The 18,438-nt window shown below is 36.4% G+C and carries 19 protein-coding genes; 4 read left to right on the top strand and 15 right to left on the bottom strand.

Annotated features, from left to right (window positions below; all coding sequences use genetic code 11):
* Positions 1-115: 115 nt before the first annotated feature.
* Positions 116-586 (bottom strand): leucine-responsive transcriptional regulator Lrp, encoded by a 471-nt coding sequence (gene lrp / locus BTO11_RS11020; RefSeq protein WP_105052646.1) that lies wholly within the window; start codon positions 584-586, stop codon positions 116-118.
* Between the two features lie 163 nt (positions 587-749).
* Between lrp and ald the strand changes: the two genes are divergently transcribed.
* A complete protein-coding gene (gene ald, locus BTO11_RS11015) occupies positions 750-1,880 on the top strand; it encodes an alanine dehydrogenase (RefSeq protein WP_105052645.1) in 1,131 nt (376 codons plus the stop codon).
* A gap of 200 nt (positions 1,881-2,080) precedes the next feature.
* On the opposite strand, the gene BTO11_RS11010 is transcribed toward ald, so the two are convergent.
* The 4 genes from BTO11_RS11010 to BTO11_RS10995 all read right to left on the bottom strand — a co-directional run bounded on the left by BTO11_RS11010 (position 2,081) and on the right by BTO11_RS10995 (position 5,064).
* Complete coding sequence (locus BTO11_RS11010) at positions 2,081-2,419, bottom strand: DUF6172 family protein (RefSeq protein WP_105052644.1); 339 nt, start codon at positions 2,417-2,419, stop codon at positions 2,081-2,083.
* 165 nt (positions 2,420-2,584) lie between these two features.
* Positions 2,585-3,424 carry an isopenicillin N synthase family dioxygenase gene (locus BTO11_RS11005; RefSeq protein ID WP_105053743.1) on the bottom strand — a complete coding sequence of 280 codons (840 nt, stop codon included), beginning with the start codon at positions 3,422-3,424 and terminating at the stop codon, positions 2,585-2,587.
* A 185-nt stretch (positions 3,425-3,609) separates the two neighbouring features.
* Complete coding sequence (yghU, locus tag BTO11_RS11000; protein WP_105052643.1) at positions 3,610-4,479, bottom strand: glutathione-dependent disulfide-bond oxidoreductase; 870 nt, start codon at positions 4,477-4,479, stop codon at positions 3,610-3,612.
* 366 nt (positions 4,480-4,845) lie between these two features.
* On the bottom strand, positions 4,846-5,064 hold the full coding sequence (locus BTO11_RS10995; RefSeq protein ID WP_105052642.1) for a hypothetical protein: 219 nt from the start codon (positions 5,062-5,064) through the stop codon (positions 4,846-4,848).
* Between the two features lie 385 nt (positions 5,065-5,449).
* Here BTO11_RS10995 and BTO11_RS10990 point away from each other — a divergent pair, with 385 nt between their 5' ends.
* Entirely contained in the window at positions 5,450-6,439 is a 990-nt protein-coding gene (locus BTO11_RS10990) for an LLM class flavin-dependent oxidoreductase (RefSeq protein WP_105052641.1), read from the top strand.
* A 199-nt stretch (positions 6,440-6,638) separates the two neighbouring features.
* On the opposite strand, the gene BTO11_RS10985 is transcribed toward BTO11_RS10990, so the two are convergent.
* From BTO11_RS10985 to BTO11_RS10960, 6 genes are all read right to left on the bottom strand, one after another.
* Entirely contained in the window at positions 6,639-8,288 is a 1,650-nt protein-coding gene (locus tag BTO11_RS10985; RefSeq protein WP_105052640.1) for a methyl-accepting chemotaxis protein, read from the bottom strand.
* A gap of 57 nt (positions 8,289-8,345) precedes the next feature.
* The gene (gene nrtS, locus BTO11_RS10980; protein WP_219846466.1) at positions 8,346-8,561 is read right to left on the bottom strand and encodes a nitrate/nitrite transporter NrtS; all 216 of its coding nucleotides are present in this window, start codon (positions 8,559-8,561) and stop codon (positions 8,346-8,348) included.
* A gap of 442 nt (positions 8,562-9,003) precedes the next feature.
* Positions 9,004-9,372, bottom strand: coding sequence for a hypothetical protein (locus tag BTO11_RS10975; protein WP_105052639.1), 369 nt, complete (start codon positions 9,370-9,372; stop codon positions 9,004-9,006).
* 23 nt (positions 9,373-9,395) lie between these two features.
* Complete coding sequence (locus BTO11_RS10970) at positions 9,396-9,947, bottom strand: histidine phosphatase family protein (protein WP_105052638.1); 552 nt, start codon at positions 9,945-9,947, stop codon at positions 9,396-9,398.
* Positions 9,948-9,976: 29 nt separating this feature from the next.
* Entirely contained in the window at positions 9,977-10,498 is a 522-nt protein-coding gene (locus BTO11_RS10965) for a M23 family metallopeptidase (RefSeq protein ID WP_105053741.1), read from the bottom strand.
* 367 nt (positions 10,499-10,865) lie between these two features.
* On the bottom strand, positions 10,866-13,454 hold the full coding sequence (locus BTO11_RS10960; protein ID WP_105052637.1) for an RCC1 domain-containing protein: 2,589 nt from the start codon (positions 13,452-13,454) through the stop codon (positions 10,866-10,868).
* Positions 13,455-14,437: 983 nt separating this feature from the next.
* Here BTO11_RS10960 and BTO11_RS10945 point away from each other — a divergent pair.
* Complete coding sequence (locus BTO11_RS10945) at positions 14,438-14,677, top strand: type II toxin-antitoxin system ParD family antitoxin (protein WP_105053740.1); 240 nt, start codon at positions 14,438-14,440, stop codon at positions 14,675-14,677.
* Positions 14,677-14,970, top strand: a complete 294-nt coding sequence (locus BTO11_RS10940) for a type II toxin-antitoxin system RelE/ParE family toxin (protein ID WP_105052636.1) — start codon at positions 14,677-14,679, stop codon at positions 14,968-14,970. Before BTO11_RS10945 ends, BTO11_RS10940 begins: the two co-directional genes overlap by 1 nt.
* A 104-nt stretch (positions 14,971-15,074) precedes the next feature.
* Here BTO11_RS10940 and BTO11_RS10935 read toward each other — a convergent pair whose 3' ends face one another.
* The 4 genes from BTO11_RS10935 to BTO11_RS10920 all read right to left on the bottom strand — a co-directional run bounded on the left by BTO11_RS10935 (position 15,075) and on the right by BTO11_RS10920 (position 18,062).
* Positions 15,075-15,695 carry a hypothetical protein gene (locus tag BTO11_RS10935; protein WP_105052635.1) on the bottom strand — a complete coding sequence of 207 codons (621 nt, stop codon included), beginning with the start codon at positions 15,693-15,695 and terminating at the stop codon, positions 15,075-15,077.
* Positions 15,696-15,819: 124 nt separating this feature from the next.
* The gene (locus BTO11_RS10930; RefSeq protein WP_105052634.1) at positions 15,820-16,371 is read right to left on the bottom strand and encodes a YdcF family protein; all 552 of its coding nucleotides are present in this window, start codon (positions 16,369-16,371) and stop codon (positions 15,820-15,822) included.
* A 655-nt stretch (positions 16,372-17,026) separates the two neighbouring features.
* The gene (locus tag BTO11_RS10925) at positions 17,027-17,554 is read right to left on the bottom strand and encodes a hypothetical protein (RefSeq protein WP_105052633.1); all 528 of its coding nucleotides are present in this window, start codon (positions 17,552-17,554) and stop codon (positions 17,027-17,029) included.
* A 118-nt stretch (positions 17,555-17,672) separates the two neighbouring features.
* Positions 17,673-18,062, bottom strand: a complete 390-nt coding sequence (locus BTO11_RS10920) for a ribonuclease E inhibitor RraB (protein ID WP_229793411.1) — start codon at positions 18,060-18,062, stop codon at positions 17,673-17,675.
* Between the last annotated feature and the right edge of the window lie 376 nt (positions 18,063-18,438).

Below are 18,438 nucleotides of genomic sequence, written 5' to 3'. Positions count from 1 at the left end.
TATGAAATATTCATTTGAGGCTGTAAAACTGTAGCAAATTTAATGATAAGAATCATTGCGTTTGTGCTCTTTTACACAATTATTTGTAGATTATCTACTTGAATGGATTCAATATTTAAATATTAATTGGAATTGCCGTATTTGTCTTCACTTCTTCCATCACTACATACGTTCTACTAGCACTAACAGAAGGCAGTCTTAACAAGGTGTCACCTAATAATTTACGATACGACGCCATATTTTTAACTCGAGTTTTCAACAAATAATCAAAACTACCCGAGACTAAGTGACATTCTAATATTTCATCAAAAGTACTTACCGACTTTGAAAAATCAGAAAATACATCCTGCGCCGTTTTTTCTAAGGTGATTTCAACAAACACTAATAATGACGCACCGACTTTTTCAGCATTTACAACCGCTTTATAGCCTTCAATAATGCCCTGCTTCTCTAATCGCTTCACTCGCTCCAGGCAAGGTGTTGGGCTTAAACCAACCAACTTAGATAAATCTACATTAGAAACTCGGCCATTTTTTTGCAATTCAATTAAAATGTTCTTATCAATACGATCTAGCGTTTTATTCATTTAACCACTCAGTAAGCAATAGGTAACAGAATAATATCCTGTAAAAGCTAAAAATACAGTATTTAATATTTATTACTTACACATATACTCGCACAAAATAAAATGCACACAACACTATGTTTGTGCCTCGCAAATACAAATAACTATAAAAGGCAGACTTAAAATGATCGTTGGCGTACCTAAAGAAATTAAAAACCATGAATATCGTGTAGGTCTTACTCCTGCCTCTGCAAAAGAATTTGTTGCTCATGGTCATCAGGTTATTGTTGAAACAAATGCTGGTACTGCAATTGGTTTCACTGACGCACAATATGAAGAAGCTGGCGCAACTATCCTTGCAACTGCTGCTGACATATTTGCTCAAGCTGAAATGATCGTTAAAGTAAAAGAGCCACAACCTAACGAATGTAAAATGTTACGTGAAGGTCAAACTTTATATACTTACCTTCATTTGGCACCAGATCCTACGCAAACTGAATTGTTAGTTGCTTCAGGCTCTACCTGTATCGCTTACGAAACCGTAACTGATCACACTGGTGGATTACCTCTTCTTGCTCCTATGAGTGAAGTTGCAGGCCGTATGTCTATTCAAGCTGGTGCGCATAACTTAGAAAAAGCACAAGGCGGAAGCGGTACTTTATTAGGTGGCGTACCGGGTGTAGCTCCAGCTAAAGTCTTAGTGTTAGGTGGTGGTGTTGTTGGTACAAACGCAGCTAAAATGGCGGTTGGTATGGGCGCAGACGTGACTATCTTAGATCGTTCTCTACCTCGTTTACGTCAATTAGACGATATCTTTAACGGTCGTGTTAAAACAGTATTTTCTACTGTTGATGCAATTGAAGAATACAGTGCAAACGCTGACTTAGTTATTGGTGCGGTATTAATTCCAGGTGCAGCAGCGCCTAAATTAATCAACAAAGCTCACATTGCAGCAATGAAACCAGGTTCTGTTGTTGTTGACGTTGCAATTGACCAAGGCGGTTGTTTTGAAACTGCAAAAGCAACGACTCATCAAGACCCTACTTATGTTATAGATGACGTTGTACATTACTGTGTTGCTAATATGCCAGGTGGTGTTGCTCGTACTTCAACTATCGCATTAAACAATGCAACATTGCCATTTGGTTTAGCACTCGCTAACAAAGGTCCTAAACGTGCAATGTTAGAAGACAAACATTTATTAAATGGTCTTAACGTTCATAAAGGTAAAGTAACGTATAAAGCCGTTGTTGATGCGTTAGGCGATACATTAAAATTAGAATATATGGATGCAGCTGCAGCACTAGAGCTGTAAGCTGTAAGCTGTAAGTAGTATTGAAATCCCGTTTGTTTATGCAAACGGGATTTTTTTATGTTTATAACTTTGGATATGTTTTCAAGTAAGAGAGCACATTCCCTGTTTATGTGTTTCCATGAAAAATGGACATAAAAAAACAGGTTATATAAACCTGTTCTTTTTTTACTGCTTGAATACTGTTGTTTTTAAATCAACAGTTAATCTTCATCATTAACAAATTCTGGTTCGATATCGTCTTCATCAAACTCTGGCTCTTGAATAATGCGAATACCAGGTTTAGCAATAATCTCAATATAAAAAGAGGTAGCGCCACCTTCAACTGCAGTATCAATAGATTTATTGATTTCGCTTAAACGGATAACTTCAGCTGTTTCTTGAGTTAAACCAAACTTAACATCAAAATCCCAAAAATCTGCATCTTTAGGTATTTGTTTATTACGTTCTCTTCTTAAGTATTTTTTTACATCATGTTTAACTGAGTCAACCATACGTGCTGGTTGGATTTTTGGGTGTACAAGTTCAAATGTTTTTTTCATGATATTCCTAAAAAGATAACGTTCAGACTGAGATCTGAGTAATGGCGTGCATGATACGCGAATAAATTGTAAAAGACATGAATTTACATGCCTTAAATACAATCAATGGAACAATAGATTAAATTATTATTATTCCATTTATAGTACGAGCTAAGGTTAGATGCTTTATTTTACACCTAACTCACGTAAGCGCTCTTGCAAGTATTCATCTGCAGTATAACGCTCTGATAAAACCACATCAGCATTTGGATGTAAAAACAAAGGTAAAGAAATACGAGATTTCGTTTTGTCTTGCCCTTCTGGATTGATCACTCGGTGAATGGTTGACGGATAATATCCACCAGACGCTTCTTGCAACATGTCACCAATATTAACAATTAAACAGCCAAAGTCACCAGGTACGTCATACCAAGTCCCGTCTTTTAACTGAACTTGTAAACCGCTCGCGTTTGCCGCAGGCAAAATCGTTAATAAATTTATATCGCCATGAGCTGCGGCTCTAATAGCACCTAGTTCTTCATCTCCAGTAATTGGAGGATAATGTAAAATACGTAATAATGTTCTTTCACTTTGCGCAATCATTTCTGATAAGGCAATTGAGAACTTTGCTGATACGTCCGCTGGTGAATGTTTTTCAACCCAATCTAACAAGGTAGCCGCTAACGTATTAGCCTGTTGATAATAATCAGCAAGCTCTTGCTTTAATTCTGCAGGAACTTGACCCCAAGGATAATAGTGAAAGTATTCTTTGATGTCTTTTAAACTGTTACCTTTGGCTGTTTCAGATACTGTAATAGGGAAAAAACCATCTTGAGTTTCAACGTTAAATTGATAATCAAATTTTTCATCTGATGCGAAGAAGCCAGCCCAATTTTTATAAATAGACTCAAGTAATTCTTTTTGAATAGGATGATTTTTTAATACGCCAAAACCCGTTTCGTGTAACGAGGTAACAAATTCAAGAGCTGCGTTTTCAGCAGTATAATCGACAACAGATAACATAATATATTCCAAGCTTAATTAACGGGCGAATTATAGAGGTTAATTAAGTAAAAGTAACTTTTATTATGCCAATCTCGGCTAGGACAATAAAAACGTTAATCGGCAAATAAAAAAGCAGAATATAAATGTTATATTCTGCTTTCATAATCAAAGAGCTGTTTATCTAATGCGTTAACTTTATACGCTAATTAACTTTGCTCTACTTTATCTTGAGTTTTTAACTCAAAATCAGACGCGTCGTGACGTTCATGTAATTGCTCGTCTAGTTCGCCCCAACTTTTATTTACTTTTATACCGCGCTTAACCGCTGGTCGCTCAGCAATTTGATCCGCCCATCTCACTAAGTTTTTATAAGACTTAACATCTAAGAACTCAGCCGCTTCATACAAACCGCCTTGGACTAACACGCCATACCAAGGCCAAATAGCCATATCCGCGATAGTGTAATCATCACCACACATAAATTGATTGTTGGCTAAGTGTTTGTCTAATACGTCAAGCTGGCGTTTTACTTCCATGGTGAAACGCTCTATTGGGTATTCAAACTTCTCTGGTGCGTAAGCATAAAAGTGTCCAAAACCACCACCTAAGAACGGTCCACTGCCAACTTGCCAGAATAACCAAGATAAACACTTAGCTCTAGCAATTGACTCTGTTGGTAAAAAGGCATCAAACTTTTCAGCCAAGTGCATTAAAATTGCGCCTGATTCAAAGATAGGTGTGTTGTCGCCAGTGCTGTTATCAACTAACGCTGGAATTTTAGAGTTTGGATTAACGTCAACAAAACCAGAACCAAACTGATCCCCTTCCATAATATTCACTAAATACGCGTCATATTCAGCGCCTTTAATACCACGTTCCAATAACTCTTCTAACATTATGGTGACTTTGACACCGTTTGGCGTAGCTAAAGAATATAACTGAAATGGATGTTTGCCATGGGCTAATGGTTTTTCACTCGTTGCACCTGATATAGGACGATTAATATTGGCAAACTTACCGCCGTTTTCACTATTCCATTGCCATACTTTTGCTGGTGTATATGTTTTATCTGTCATTATTAATTTCCTAATGCGTTTTATCGTGGTGAATTAAACAAACTATTTATACCTGTATAGATGAGGATAGTCGCAGTAAAAACAAGAGGGGTATAAAGAACTAAATAAACATTAATTAATATTAACTATGCAAAAATAATTTGAAAGTTTTCCCCGCTATCGTCGTTCGTTCTCTAATATATTCAGAGGGTTAACTTAATTAGTAAAACGCTATGTATTATTAATAAGGTTCACGCTTTAACCAAGTCGTTGGTATATTCAACAAAACAGCCAGAGCTTGTTCAATAAAAAAACGCATCGCGTATGTTAAAAATACTGGTGACCGAGCATGGAAAAATGTGGAATGAATTAGTGACGATTAAGGATTTACAACTTTGTTGGATAATACAGCCAAGCGGCAAATGCTAATAGCATATCTATAACGATGAAAAATAAAACAATAAAGACAAAGCCAGTTAATGAGTCTGCTAAAAATATAGAAAAAAGCATGCTGACAATTAACATAAAAGGAAAGTGATTTTTAAAATAGCTTTCACCTTTAAAACGACGATGGCGGTACAATAAAAGGTCTAGGATGTTCTTCATTGGTGTTCTTCTGCTCTACTTCTACTTTATTTAAGGTGCCTACTTTGTGAGCGGTGCTGCTCGACTAGATCTAGATGGTACTGAGCTTTTCATTTTCAGCGCTTTGATTTTCTAAGCTGTTATTTTCAGTACTTTGATTTTAAGAGAACTGATTTTAAAAGCGTTGTATCTCTAGTTGATCAAAAATCACATATGCGAGTTATCAAAAACATTAACCATAATAACCTAACGATAAAATCATTGTAAAACAAACAGCTCAGCCTACTAAGTTTATTGCTTACAACTTTGCACCCAAAGCACCTTGAATTCTGTAGCAAGCAGAGCCATATATGGGAGTATCTAGTTATGCTAACGCATAATATGTATTTAATTAAGAGGTGCTATTTTGTTATCAAACATTCCTTTTTCATTATTAGAACTTGCCCCAATGCAAAAAGGGTCAACCGTATCTGAAACCATAAACAAAAGTACCGAATACGCGCAAAAAGCCGATAAACTTGGCTTTAATCGCTTTTGGTTGGCCGAACACCATAATATGCTAGGCATTATATGCGCAGCCACATCAATATTAATTGGTCATATAGCCGGTAAAACAAAACGCATACGTGTCGGTTCCGGCGGAGTCATGCTGCCAAATCATTCAACTTTAGTGGTGGCGGAGCAGTTTGGAACATTAGAAAGCTTATACCCAAACCGAATCGACCTAGGTCTTGGCCGAGCGCCTGGCAGCGATCAGGTTACAAGTCATGCGTTAAATAGTGATATGCGCCGTGCTGAGCGGTTTCCAGAAGAAGTAGAAGAGTTACAAAAGCTGTTAGGTCCTTACGATGGTACACATCCAGTAAGAGCGATACCGGGTGAAAATACCAATGTGCCTATCTGGTTATTAGGATCAAGTCTGTTTAGCGCGAGGCTTGCCGCTGAAAAAGGGTTACCTTATGTATTTGCTGGACACTTTGCACCACACTTTTTACAAGAAGCCGTTGCATTATACCGACGAGAATTTAAACCATCAGCCAAACTGAATAAACCTTACTTTATGTTGGCATTACCTGTAGTTGCGGCTGATACCGACGAAGAAGCTCAATATTTGTCGAGTACCTCAAAACAACGTGTACTTGCGCTTATGCGAGGTCAAGAGTTGTGGTTACAAGCGCCCGTAGAAAGTATGGATGGAAAATGGAGCGCACAAGAAAAAGCGCAAGTAGATAGCTTTTTAGCGCTAAGCGTTATTGGCAGCCCTGCTAGTATAAAAAGTAAATTAGAAACTATCGTTGAGGATTTGGGGGTGGATGAGTTTATATTCACCAATGATTTGTACGACAGTGAGAAGCGCCATCACGCTCTTGAAATTTTAATGGCAATAAAAGACTAAACTGAGATTAAGCATTTACTCTTTATAATACTCGTAAGGTTATTTAGCGTTCTTGCTGATTAGTTTTATTTCGGATTTTTATTTCGGATTTATGTTATTACCGTTTAATGAGCATACATCCAGAACGTCAGCTCTGGATGTATATCAATAAACTCAAGCAACTAAGTAAGCTAAATACTTTGATGCCCTCTTTGAGAAATTAAGAGGTTTTAAAGAAACCAATTTCTTTGTTTAATCTCTCCGCTAATTTATCCAGTGCAATAGTCGCCGTATTATTTTGCTCTAACGAATCAACCGTCTTTTTGTTGATATCATCAATTTGCGCCATAACCTCAGTTATTGAGCCGATAATTACAACTTGCTCAGTTGCCGTATCGGAAACTATTCCTGCATTTTTAAACGAGTTATTCGCATTGTCACCAATCTCTTGTAATAAGGTCATCGCATCTTGAGTTTTGGTTTGACCGTCTTGTACTTTAGGTAACGTATTTTGCATCACAGCGACGGCGACCGATGTTTCTTTTTGAACTTCGTCAATGGTAGATTGAATTTGACTTGTAGCTTCTCCGGTACGTAAAGCAAGTTGTCTTACTTCATCAGCAACAACAGCAAAACCACGACCAGTTTCACCCGCACGAGCCGCTTCAATAGCCGCATTCAAAGCCAAAAGGTTGGTTTGGTCAGAAATACTGATGATCACATTGGTAATTCCACCAATCTGTTCTGTTAACGCCTCCAATTTACTAATTTGCTCTACTGCTTGAGTAACAATGTTCGCCACGTTCTGCATCGCTTCTACACTTAAGGACATCGACTCAAGTCCAGTGCTTGCCCTTTCTACCATACGTTTGGCATTTACTTTATTTTGAGAAGCTGTTTCCGCTACTCCAGTAATATTGGCTTTAATATCATTAAGATTATCCCCCGTACTTACGGTTAATTTATCTTGTTCATGAGCCAGTAAGATTATGTCTTGAGAACCTTGGGTCACTATCGTAGATTGAACTTTTAAGTCGCTTGATGCCCCTGCAATTTCAAGTACAGTGTGTCTCAAACGTTCCTGCATTTTTGCCATTGTAGCCATCATACTAAGTTTATGTTCAGTACTAAGTGATTGAACTAAATTCCCTTGAGCTATTTGCGATAAAGACTCGGCAGCAACCATAGGCTCTGCTCCCAGAGAAGCTTTAAAGCTATTCGCAATAATGTAGGCAATTAAAATTGAAAGTACCAATGCACTAAAGGTTAACACCAACATAGTGGTTTTAAAGGTACCTGCATTTTTCAAAATTTCATCGGTTGCGATAATATTTTTATTTTCTTCTAAATCAATAAACGAATTGATACTACTCAGCCATTGCACAAACAGTTGGCTGCCCCCATTTTTTAACAACATCAAACCATCGTTATTGGGCATATTCACTTGGCTGTTGATCACATTTTGTATAAGACGTTCTGTTTTTTGTTGGATGTTATCGAGTTTTTGTAAAATTGATGTTTCTTCAGCACTAAAATATATTCCCGACGACTTCATTGCTTGCATATTTCTTTGTGATTTTTGGTAGAAATCAGCTAATTCATTGATGTTATCAATATGCACTTTAGCTTCAGCTGGCGTGCTAGACGTTGCTAAATCACGAATGGCGATGGCTCGGTCATGGACGCTGCCACGAAAGTTAATCGCATTACGCTGTTTAACTAAGTTGATGTCGGTCATAGTGGTTAAAGAGCTACCGATCATATTAACTCGATATATTCCCACCATAGTGAGTATGATCATTAGCAAAGTAGTAATACTAAAACCAATCAGTAATCGTCTGTTAATACTGATGTCATTTAAAAAATTCATTCTGTTTCCAATTTAATGTGGGCGGATTAAGCCATCCAATAGGTAAGGTGTTTGTAACTAGTCTTGTTTAGTATCCATTTTTGCCACGATACTTGAATACAGCGACACGCAAAAAGGCACAATATAAGTAAGAACTACCTTGTACCAATTTAATGCTGAGCCATCTATAAATGCCTCACCTTGGTTTATTAAGGTCAATATTGTTCCAACAAGAATACTAATAAAAATTGCAGTCTTAATTTGTTTTTTGGTAATAATCATACTTGCTTTCACATACTTACTTTTTATAGTTATTTGAGAGGGTTAGGTGATTTGTATACCCACTTACTTTAGGCCAAAACTCTCACTTTTGTAAACTGACTATTCATTCTTTTATATTCTGTTTTAAAAGATAAGTCTTTAGTTAAATTACTTTCACTTCAATAGCTCAGCTAATTCGCTTCAATAGTTCAGCTAATTTCCATCCTTAAATCAACAAGACTACACGTTTAGCTATTTTGAACAGATTAAATTCATGTCTAGTCTTGTTATCGACCAGATCAGTCATTACGCCAATTATTTTTTATTTAATAAAATTGATATAACAAGCTAGCAGTTGATTTAATCATAAATACGCTACTGAGTTTGGGAATATGGGTTGGTATTTAATTAAAGTAAAATGAGTGTTTTATTAGTGTAGTGCTTATTAGCTGCCACAATTTAAATATTGTTAGAGTTATTTTCCGTAGAATATCGGCAGCACCTTTATTTCAAACCCTTCAGCATAGACCCACCATACCGTGCCCGAGTCATCTTTAAGCGTGTATAAGTGACAATCATCCTCTTGATCTTGCGGGCTAATAAAACGGTCAACTTCAACGTCATTTTGGCCAAACTCACAAGTCGGCATTAATCTAAAAGGCAAATACATTACAGTGACGCCATAAAACGTTAACTCTATTTCACCTTTGTCTATGGAGCCTGTATCACCGGTAAATTTAATCCTAATTTTACCAGATACATCATGTGACTCTCGCTCAATAAATTCAATATCGGCGAAACCTTCTAATACCTGAAGATAACTATTTAGCTCTGAATTTTCCACTAATACACACTGCCTACTTAACACTAACGTTCGATTTCAAGACTAGATACGCCCCAATAATCATTACTTTTACAATTTAACGACCAACCTCGTTTGATTAATACTCGCCTAATATGCAAATTCATATACCCATGACCAAACAAAACAACAGTACCTTTATCTTGCGCCAAAGCCATTAATTGTTCGGAGGCTAATTCAGAACGTTGTTTGGCTAACTGATAAGACTCAAATGGCCCTTTTAAACCAAACATCCAGAGTACACGACACAAATACACCCAGGTCATAGCTTTAAGCTTAAAAGGTAGTTTATAACGAGGTATTTCCATTTCTTTATATATTGGAGAAATTAAATCAGGAACTCGTCCGGTATAAATTTCAGTGGAATGAATTGCTCGACGAAAGTCACTAGAAACAAGGTAATGCCCACTGAACGCCTTATTAATAGTATCAGGGCGGCTTTGATTGGAAACATCAGAGAAGTTATAGCGACGAACCCATTTGGTATATTCAGAAGCACTTAATACAAGATTTTCAGCTGACGTTGGTTTTCCGTGTCTAATTAAAACTATTTTCATTAAAAATCTAACACCTTGTTAATTGTCATTTACATAAGCTTTTTGTGCGGGCTCAAAAAAAACATTTTCTTCCAACCTTGTCGTTCCGTAGTTGCCAGCCAAGGTATAGGAATAATAGATAAGATTGAATAATGTACATGTGGTTGTTTACCAGCTGCGTTTCCCGTATCACCAAGTGTGCCTATTTGTTCATTGATAGTAACAAAGTCGCCAAACGCTACGCTATTTTTAGCTAAATGAGCAAAGTAATGTATTCGCCATTTTGGCCCTAATATAGCAATAGCATTCCCCCCTTTTTCCAATTGACCAGAAAAAATAACAACACCACTTGTCGCAGCAACAACAGAAGTACCTTTTGTCCCAAAGATATCGATTCCTTTGTGTACGCCTGATGATCCCCAAGGCTCATACCAAAACGTATCTGAGTTCCAATCTTTATTAGTAGCGCCTTTAACCGGAATAATAATTTGTTCTGGTATAAGAAAGCCAATGAGCAATAACGCCCCAACACCAATAGCACCGAATTTAAAAACTTTCGAAAATGTGATCATTGCATACAAGGTTGTAGTCTCTTTGTTGTTATAAGTCGTTTCATATTGAGGCGTATTTTTAACTTAACGTTATATTATATAAAGGAAATAGCAATGCTGTAATTAAGTTACCAGCGAAAAACTTTAGTAAGTCCCATCGTCAAAGTTAAAGGAATATACGCTTTGATTTTTGCTTATCCAGGAGTTGGAATGACATGTGTAGTAGAAGAACATATAGCGATGAATAGTTAGATTAACTTTCCTTCTAAAAGTAAAACATTCGATTACTCTATTTTAATAAGTATTTTACATATTTATTAAAATAAACCTGAACGCAATAAATGCGTTCAGGCTCGTTAACACTTAATAAAATTAAAGCCAATCTACGCTAATCACGTTCAAGCACAAATGGATAACTAAAATGATGAGGGATTCTGCCCACACTACTTCTACCCCAACATGCTAACGCCCCATCTTCATAGAGGCTGCAAATATGCTGTCTACCAAGACTAATCTGTTTAGTGTCTATTAAACCTTTAATATCAACAGGAATGAGCGAGTCGGTCAACGTGCCAGCACCTAACTGTCCATTACTATTTTCGCCCCAACATTGGCCAGTACTATCGGCTTTTAACGCACAACTATAACGGTAGCCTAAACTAACTTCTACCGCATCAGACAGGTTAACTACGTTCACTGGTGTAGTTGACAAAGTGTTGTTTATACCATCGCCCAACTGGCCACTATAATCATATCCCCAACATTGAACCGAGCCATCAATTTTAACCGCACAGCTGTGTAAATCACCTGCGTCAATTGCCATCACATCTGTAAGGCCAACGACCGCGACCGGAACAGAATAATTAGATAAATCACCAGTACCTAACGCACCATTTCCATTACGGCCCCAACAAACTACGGAAGCATCACTTTTTATTGCACAGCTATGTTCATCACCTAGCTTGATATCCACAGCATCAGTTAAGTTTGATACGGCAACAGGTGTTGACGAGTTTATTTCTGTACCATTGCCTAATTGACCATACTGGTTATGCCCCCAACAAACTACGGTTCCATTATCTTTCAGCGCACAATTATGGTTACTTCCAACCTCTACGCTCACAGGGTTATTAAGGTTTAATACTTGAACCGGTGTACTTGAATCGTTTTCACTACTGTCACCTAGTTGTCCATATAAATTATATCCCCAACAAAGAACGCTTCCAGTATTCTGTAATGCACAACTATGTGATGCCCCCAAACCGAGACTGGCCACATCATCTAAACCGGAAACAACCTTCACCTCATAAGTTGAATTAACGGTATCACCGTTACCCAACTGACCATATTGGTTACGTCCCCAACAAACGACTGAGTCGTCATCTTTTATGGCGCAACTATGGTTATCACCTAAATCATATGAAGTAATATTAACAAGCGATGGTATTGAAACTGGGCTTGAAGCATATGAAATTGTGTCATTATAACCCAATTGATTTTCGCCATTGTCACCCCAACAAGCAATTGAGTTATCTTCTTTTAGGCCACAAGTATGATCAGAACCAACGTGTATTGAATTAAAGTCTGCGCTTTGAGTTACCAGAATAGGAGTTGCCATATAAAGTTCTGAGTCATCACCAAGCTGACCATCCTCATTATTTCCCCAGCAATAGCCGTCGCCATCATAAGTCGTTGCACAAGAGTGATTATCCCTCATACTTAATGTTGCTACATTTGTTAAAGCCGCTGTATTTGTAACATTTGTTACAGCAACAGGTGTAACACTAGAATCTAAACTGCCATTACCGAGCTTTCCATCACTATTATCACCCCAGCAATCAACGGTATCATCAAGCTTAATTATACAGCTACTATCACCGCCTAATTCAATGGTTTTTACACTACTCACTGCTGAGGGTACAAAAGCTAACGCATCCGTTGTTGTGCCATCACCTAATTGTCCGTAAGTGTTAGAGCCCCAACATACCATAGTGTTGTCATCTTTAAGTGCGCATGTGTGGTTATCCCCAGCACTAATGGCACTTACATTGGTTAGACCTTGCACAACAACCGGAACCAAAGCGTCGACAGTGGTTCCATCCCCAAGTTGGCCTGAATAATTTCGTCCCCAACAAGCTACTGTGCGGTCTGTTTTTAAAGCACAATTATGATGATTTCCGGTAGTCAAAGCGATAACCGTACTTAAACTAGAAACAGTAACGGGGCTTTCCCTTTCAGTTGTTGAATTATCTCCAAGCATCCCAAATGCATTACGTCCCCAACAACTAACAGTGCCATCACCCTTTAGAGCACAGCTGTGATCTTGCCCTAAACCTAAAGCCATTATTTCAGTTAAACCAACTACACTAACTGGTATCGCTGAAGCACCATCTCTTTTGTTATTATTACCTAGCTCACCATTGCCATTTGATCCCCAACAAACAACCGTTTTATCTGACTTAATAGCACAATTATGTTTTTGGCCTACGCTGATAGAATTTACCAGTTGTTTGTTTGCGTACTCTAGAGTTTGAGTGTGCAGTTGATTTGTCTGTTGATGTGAGAATTCTAATTCATAATCTCCCGCAGCCATCGCAGGAACAGTGAAATATAATTCGTGAGAGTTTTGAGAAGTAATATCAAGCGGAATGTTATTTAACGTAACACTTATCGCATCGTCTAATTCACTGCCAGAAACTTGTACTTTAGCACCATCAAAAAATATATTTTGAGTGATAGATGTAATTGAGAAAGGTTTTATTTCTTCTTCGACTTGTTCTTCCGTTTCTTCCTCGGCTTCTTCTTCAACTTCTTCCTCAGTTGCTTCTTCGGCTTCTTCCTCAGTTGCTTCTTCGGCTTCTTCAGTTTCGCCTACTACAACTTCTTCTATCTCATCAATAATTTGTTCAGAATCGTTAGACTTACTGCAACCTGTAACAAACACACTTATAAATAATAAAGTTACTAAATACTTCATTAGTAGAACAACCCCTTTAATTAACTGACAAAAATTGCTTCTGTTATATATTTGAGGGTGAGTATACCAGTAAGTACAGCTTAGGGTATACCAATAAGTAAAGTTTAAAAGAGCTATCAATAAGAAGTTAAAAAAACAAGTAATGCGTTTTAATTTTTTACCGTCAGGCTCTCTAGAGTCATCGGGAGCATTAGGAAAGTGTTGGTTATCAATATCTTCAGTTAGAAATGATAATAATGCTCTAAGTCCTCTTTAGATGCACTGGGGATTTGCGTATTAATAATGGCTAGATGATACTGTTTAACAAAATTATCGTAATCAAATTGATCATCATTTGCTAATACCGAGGTTGAAGTAAAACTAATTAATATAGCTAAATTTGATAAACATATTTTGATGATAACGCCCTAGTTAATATCCACACACACCAGTTTAAAGGCTTTAAATTTTTGTCTACAATAAGTGACATTAAAGCAACAGACAAGTGTTTGCTGCAATGTTTTAACGGCTTATTAGATTGATATTCGTTGCTTATTGCATACCTGCCATTTTATATAAAAAATACACAAACCCAGAAAATGCCAACACACCAACAACTACAATAATTGTTAGCGTTTTTTATTTTGTCATTGAATCAGCAAGTGCCAATCCGGTTTGCATTCTAAGAGGATCTAAATTGTCATTTGATTCTTTTATTTGAGGTTTACCTTTTGTCTCAGACATAAAAATACTCCGTATTAGTTGATATAAATTTTTGTACTATTGACGTCTCGCAAAGAGGTAATAAAATAATTAGTTATAGTGTGGAGCGAAGCGTTGGAAGACTTGTGCCCTGTTAATAGCGCCTCACTAAGAGGAAAATAATAGTTGGTTAAAATAAGCGACGAATGAGCAAAAACCAACTGTTATTTGTCCATTTGAGTGACTTGTTATATTCTTTATACCATAATATATTATATATAGGTACCTATGAGGTTTACAGCATGGCTAAAAATACAAGCGTTACACTAGGCGATCATTTTGATCAGTTTATAAACCAACAACTTAACACTGGTCGTTATGGCTCAGCAAGTGAAATTGTTAGAGCTGGATTAAGGGTCTTGGAAGATCAAGAAACTAAGCTTTTAAATTTACGTAATATGTTAATCCAAGGCGAGCAAAGCGGTGTTGCTGAGTACAGCTATGAAAGCTTATTGATTGAATTAGATGAAGATAACCATTAATGATTAAGTTTGTATTATCTTCTAAAGCCAAAACAGACTTAATTAAAATAGCTAAATATACCCAAATAACTTGGGGACCCTCTCAACGGAATGATTACCTAAAAGTATTAGATAGCACGTTCCATTTATTAGCTGGTGAACCCGAGTTAGGTATTAAGTGCGATTACATTAGAGAAGGTTACAGCAAATACCCACAAGCTAGTCATGTGATTTATTACAAAGAGCACAAAGACAATCAAATCCTCATAGTGCGTATATTACATAAAAGTATGGATGTTAACTCCGCACTCTAGAAAAATATAACGCCCATTTAAGGGGCTGATAATAGCTGGCTAAAATGTGTGAGGCACGAACAACAGCCAGCTGTTTTTAGTCCTTTGGAATGCCTTGTTAGCATTCAACTACACACACCTTGATTTAAACACCTTTGCCTTGCTTTATTATTTCTTTCAGTAATAAAGTTAAAATCTGATTCTTTGAGTTCAATTTTTAATATTTTATTTTCATGTGGGGCTTTAATCACTTCCACACCAAATAATTTATCATCGTTTTTGGTGATGTTATTAATAAAAGTATGCGTGTATGTAATTCTCACATTTAAATTATTGAATAGGCCACACTTAGGGTACTTACAATCTCTAAACGGGCTAAACGTTTCAAATTTTTCAGAAGCTACAAAAAAGGAAGAAAAACCAATTTCTTTTTTTAATTCGGTATATTTTGAGATCTTACCTTCGATTGTCTTTATCTCTAGGTTATTCGAAAAAGAATTTTTATTTTCTATTTTTGAATTTATTAAGCCATAAAGTGAAGTTACAACCATAAAGAGAGCCGCTATTGCCCAAACCTTACCAAATTTCAATTTGGTAATAGTTTCTGAGTCGGAACCAGAATAGTTCTTTTTGCTTATGAGTAACCCGACAGCAATAGAAATAAAAAAGAACATTAAAATGAATGGAAAAAGCACTCCATCAAAAAAGCCTTCTGTTGAAATATCATAATATGAAACGTACTTCACTATATCCCTTGAATGCTAACGCCTTGCTCACCGGCGAGTAAGTTGGTGCTGTTTTTGCTGTCTTTTCTTTTAGCAAAAACCGCGACAACTGTATCGAGTCCGAGTGTAGCAACTTGTTATGTTTTTATAAGCTTAACAACCAGTATTTACACCATGCAGCTACTTCTCGTAAATATGCATAAACATCACGAAACTCAGTGTAATCAGGAGAGAAGCCATAGATTTCTTTAAAACCAATATTACTCAATGACATTTTAGCTCGCGATATATGATATTGTTGAGAAATAGCGACAACTGATGATTCTACGCCAACTAATTTAAAAGCGTTGATTGACGTCATATTGGTATTATAACCATTACTGTCAATTAATATATCACCTCTATTAACACCGTTATTTAGAAGGTAACGAGCCATAATTTTAGCTTCATCGAATCCTTCTTTTCCAATGCCACCACTTACTATCAATTTACCTATTAATTTTTTTTCATAAAGGTGTGCACCGGCTTTTAATCGAGCTTCCAATCTAGATGACGGCTTTCCTGTTAGCTCAACTTTATTCCCATACACTATGCCTACATCTGCTTTGAAATCAGTGCTATTTCTAGAATCGACAACTATATAAAAAACAAAAATAAAATACAGAAAAACACTCAGTAATATTGATTTTAAAAACATTTAACCACCCTCCTTAATCAGTGGATATAATTTTGGAAATAATACCCAAAAGACTTGGACAACTATTCGCCTGATACCCGATACTAGAAATTGTATCTGATTTCATAGGTACCTCAAAAAAACATATGACTATCATTACTTGTACTACAAATGTAGTTATAAGAATTTTTTATTTAATAAATCTACTTTATTAAGAATAAATGCAACCAAACCAAACAACATTAGCTGTAGCAATGTAATCAAGACATGATCTCAATACATTTCATTATACAACTGGCAAATATCTTCCTGCATTTTTCCAACTACGCCTGAAAGGATTGAGTATAAAAAACTAATTAATAGTGAAGCAATTACATATAATACGTATCAAAACACTTTCATTGTGCAGAACCATTTCTAGTGAAACATAACGAGGCTGTAGAATTACTCCAACAGCCAAAATTGATGAAAAATCGAGCTCCTATAACAAATGCTAAGCGCTTTTCTCGCACTAGCCAATGCATTTTGAACCCATAAAAACGGCCATTTTTCTTAAAAAAGAGTTATTCTACGGCCTCAACGCCTCGTTAAGAGGTAAGGAACAGTTGGCTAAACTTTCTGAGCGAAGCGAATTCGAGCCAACTGTTACGAATCCGACTTCAACGACTTGTTATGTTTACCTGATTCGAGTTTTGTTAGGGCCCTTTACAACATAAGAATTTTGTAACTCTTGGTTCCACTTAGTAATAACTTCCTGAGATAAACGTGCTGATTTTTCCGCATAAGATAGACGATGCAAACCATCATTACCTTGGAACATTCGAGTTATTTCTGACTGTGCCTCTTGGCCAGCACAAGATGGAAAATTAATTATGTAAGTTCGGCTAAAGTCAGTTTCCTTTAATATCTTGTATTTAGTTCCTGAACACTGCTCTTGTCTTTTCTTCAAAAAGTTATTTGAATACTTATGTATTGGCGTTTTTTCATTTTCCAAAAACTCTATTGAAAATAATTTTGTCCAAGACTTAATATTTTCACCTTTTGGAACCCATTCTCTTATATAGCCGTTACCTACTCCGAAATCTTTTTGATACCCAATGGTCCAAGGGGTAGGATCAAGTTCTGTATATATTGCCTCTATTGGAGTGGATTTACATCCTGAAAGTAATAATGCAAATGAAAGTATATAAATTTTTGAGGTCATAACCGATCCTTATGGTAAACATAACGCCCTCGTTAAGGGGCTAATTTAGTTGGCTAAAATGTTGAGGGACGAAAACAGCCAACTGTATTTTGTCCTGCTTTAACAGCTTGTTATAAGTTTATTGCGCAACAGGTCCAACATCCATTCCATCGTATGAATCTAAGCCGTTTTGATATGCAAAAATGTAGAACTCATCGTTTCTTTTATCGAGGGATTTACTATTGTGAATTTCTGGCTTTTCAACATGAAGATAGAATAAGTCTGGTTCATTTTCTTCTTCTTTTTCAGCCTGAAATATTCCAACGACTGAGTAACCCATTGCCTGTATTTTAGGCATAGCTAATTCTAATTTATTCGGATCATTATCGGTGAAGAAGTAACCCCAAAGTAATGGCTGGGATAAATCCCATTGACCTTGTTCGGTGATACTACTGAACATCTCATCAAGCTGTTCAATCGTGATATTTTTATTTGGTATGTTATCCATAACTTTCTCTTGAGCACTCAAACTAAAACTTAATAAGAAAAGTACAATAATGAATTTAGACACTGAACTCTCCTAAACTTATAACGCCGCATTAAGCGGAAAATTATAGTTGGCTATAATGTTTGAGGAACGAAAAACAGCCAACTGTAAATTTTCCGTTTAAATGCCTTGTTATAAGCCACTTATATACAATCTAAACCCGTATAACAACTTGTAAACAATGCTATTAATGGGAATGCAGCTGTAAGTAAAATTGCAACAACAATAGATATTATATGTAAAGTCATAGGTTTAACAGCTCTGCTTATCCAAGCTAGCCAGACAATAACAACTGACGGTATTAGAAAAATAATAAAATTAACAACAATTAATTTAATTGTTTGGGACTCTCTAGCGT

Origin of the sequence: Psychrosphaera saromensis (assembly GCF_002954545.1) — a bacterium.
Lineage (GTDB): Bacteria > Pseudomonadota > Gammaproteobacteria > Enterobacterales > Alteromonadaceae > Psychrosphaera > Psychrosphaera saromensis.
Note: the sequence above shows the minus strand (reverse complement) of the source record. Positions and strands in the feature narration are given on the sequence as shown.

Excerpts from the sequence above, each read along its gene's own strand:
- lrp (WP_105052646.1), bottom strand. The coding sequence starts at position 586 with ATGAATAAAACGCTAGATCGTATTGATAAGAACATTTTAATTGAATTG.
- ald (WP_105052645.1), top strand. The coding sequence starts at position 750 with ATGATCGTTGGCGTACCTAAAGAAATTAAAAACCATGAATATCGTGTA.
- BTO11_RS11010 (WP_105052644.1), bottom strand. The coding sequence starts at position 2,419 with ATGAAAAAAACATTTGAACTTGTACACCCAAAAATCCAACCAGCACGT.
- yghU (WP_105052643.1), bottom strand. The coding sequence starts at position 4,479 with ATGACAGATAAAACATATACACCAGCAAAAGTATGGCAATGGAATAGT.
- BTO11_RS10995 (WP_105052642.1), bottom strand. The coding sequence starts at position 5,064 with ATGAAGAACATCCTAGACCTTTTATTGTACCGCCATCGTCGTTTTAAA.
- BTO11_RS10985 (WP_105052640.1), bottom strand. The coding sequence starts at position 8,288 with ATGAATTTTTTAAATGACATCAGTATTAACAGACGATTACTGATTGGT.
- BTO11_RS10970 (WP_105052638.1), bottom strand. The coding sequence starts at position 9,947 with ATGAAAATAGTTTTAATTAGACACGGAAAACCAACGTCAGCTGAAAAT.
- BTO11_RS10965 (WP_105053741.1), bottom strand. The coding sequence starts at position 10,498 with ATGATCACATTTTCGAAAGTTTTTAAATTCGGTGCTATTGGTGTTGGG.
- BTO11_RS10960 (WP_105052637.1), bottom strand. The coding sequence starts at position 13,454 with ATGAAGTATTTAGTAACTTTATTATTTATAAGTGTGTTTGTTACAGGT.
- BTO11_RS10945 (WP_105053740.1), top strand. The coding sequence starts at position 14,438 with ATGGCTAAAAATACAAGCGTTACACTAGGCGATCATTTTGATCAGTTT.
- BTO11_RS10940 (WP_105052636.1), top strand. The coding sequence starts at position 14,677 with ATGATTAAGTTTGTATTATCTTCTAAAGCCAAAACAGACTTAATTAAA.
- BTO11_RS10930 (WP_105052634.1), bottom strand. The coding sequence starts at position 16,371 with ATGTTTTTAAAATCAATATTACTGAGTGTTTTTCTGTATTTTATTTTT.
- BTO11_RS10925 (WP_105052633.1), bottom strand. The coding sequence starts at position 17,554 with ATGACCTCAAAAATTTATATACTTTCATTTGCATTATTACTTTCAGGA.